General features: G+C 58.6%; 2 protein-coding genes. Both read left to right on the top strand.

What is annotated here, in order from left to right:
• The first annotated feature begins 478 nt into the window (after window positions 1-478).
• Window positions 479-1,090, top strand: coding sequence for a hypothetical protein (locus tag ACUSIJ_RS29550; protein WP_449311990.1), 612 nt, complete (start codon window positions 479-481; stop codon window positions 1,088-1,090).
• On the top strand, window positions 1,090-1,740 hold the full coding sequence (locus tag ACUSIJ_RS29545; RefSeq protein ID WP_449311989.1) for an RES family NAD+ phosphorylase: 651 nt from the start codon (window positions 1,090-1,092) through the stop codon (window positions 1,738-1,740). Before ACUSIJ_RS29550 ends, ACUSIJ_RS29545 begins: the two co-directional genes overlap by 1 nt.
• The last annotated feature ends 116 nt before the right edge of the window (window positions 1,741-1,856 follow it).

Below are 1,856 nucleotides of genomic sequence, written 5' to 3'. Positions count from 1 at the left end.
AGGGGCCATCGAAGGCGCCTGATGAAGCGGCAGTTTTTGGAACTGCGGGCTGGAGCCTTTTAGTAATCGACATGGAGCTCAAAACGGTCGCTAATCGAGAGGCTGGCAAACATCCATAGTGAGCCGCCAGCGATGCTTGGCTGCTCAGGATGGCACGATGTATCGCTGCATCTGCGCGACGCTCCGTGCCCAAGGTTGACATGCCTCAGATCGACAACAAGGTCGGAAGTATGATGAGTATCAGTGCCTCTCTGGCAAAGTCGGGGTACCCTCCAAGCGGAATTTAGCAGGATAACATTCACGGTCGTTATCGTTGAATGCGCCTGCTTTTGTCGTGGCAATAACTGGCGCGTGCCGGTCGTGATTCGTCCGGCGATCATTTCACGAGATTGACTAACGAACCCTAACGGAATATGGTTTCGTTAGAAATTAGGCCTCTGACACCATACCCATGGTTCCAGGAAAAGGTAGCATCAGCATGCCGGTAACAGTTCGTGAAAAGAATGGATTTTCAGAGCTGAAGGACGCGCTGTCGGTCCTGCCCCTCCGAAACGGCGAACAGGAATTTGCCCGGATCGCCAGCGCATTCCTGAGACGTCACGCTAATCGGTTCCGGTTTTCCACGCGATCCGAACCGTTGTCGCAGACGGAAGCGAACGCTCTCAGATCCGTTGGCGCCACGCCCGAGGCCGACCAGCCCGATGCAACGCCGTTGATCCAGACTGCCGCCAACCACTCGGCACTCGTTGCCACGGCCTTACCGCTCGCCGATGCCGCGCGACGGCTCCGAGTAACCGATGGTCGCCTCCGGCAACGTATTGGGGAGGGATCGTTGCTGGCGGTTCATGGGCCGGATGGACGCTCTCTCCGCATTCCCGTTTTCCAGCTTACCGAAACGGGAGAGCTTCCCGGCCTTCGGGTCATCATGAAGGCCATGCGCCGCGAGCTTGAACCCGTTCAGGTCGCTGCCTTCTTCACCACCCCCCAGGTCGATCTGGAAGATGACAAGGGGGAACCCATGACCCCGGTAACCTGGCTTCTGGCCGGCAACAATCCGACGACGGTCAAGGAACTAGCGCGCGGAATTTGATGCCGAAATTTCCCGAGCCGCCATCGCCCGCATTCGTGCGCGAGATCAGTCCCGATTTCGTCCCAGTGAGCGCGGACACCGCGCTGGCCCGGATATTTTTTCGGGGAGGTGACCATCCGACGGAATGGAATTCATTCAGGTTCTGGGGGCCTGCGCAGTCGCGATTCGATCATCATCTGCCAGATAAAAATGGCAAGCCCTCGATTGGCGAGCGCGGCGTCTTCTATGCTGCCGACGCCGGAACTCCCGGGGCGCTTGCCGTCTGCCTTGCCGAGGTCTTTCAGGAAACGCGGATCGTGGACTCGCGAGACAGAGCGCCGTGGCTCGTCGTTTTCAGAACCGCACGGACACTCCAGCTTCTCGATCTACGGGGATTGTGGCCGACACGGGTTGGCGCCTCGTCAGCAATCGCAAGCGGAAGCAAGGCACGGGCGCGGCGCTGGAGCAGAGCAATATACGAAACCTATCCCGATATCGACGGGTTGATTTACCCATCATCAATGGGCGGCAATGCGGATGCCTGTGCGCTACTCGAACGAGCGCAGACCGCTTTGCCATCCACTCCCGATTTCCACCGGGCCCTTGCTGACCCTGCGATGGACGGTCCCCTTCTTGCCGCAACTGCCGCCATTAATTTCGGATTGCTCTGACTACAGGATGTGAAGCGGCTATGTGCGTCGCGAACAAGAGCTAAAACGGTGCTCGTCGTTCAGAGACGAAAAGGGCGGATTGCGGATGTCCAGAATCCCTCGGGCGAAGGGCCGAC

This window comes from Pseudochelatococcus sp. B33, from assembly GCF_053570585.1.
Note: the sequence above shows the minus strand (reverse complement) of the source record. Positions and strands in the feature narration are given on the sequence as shown.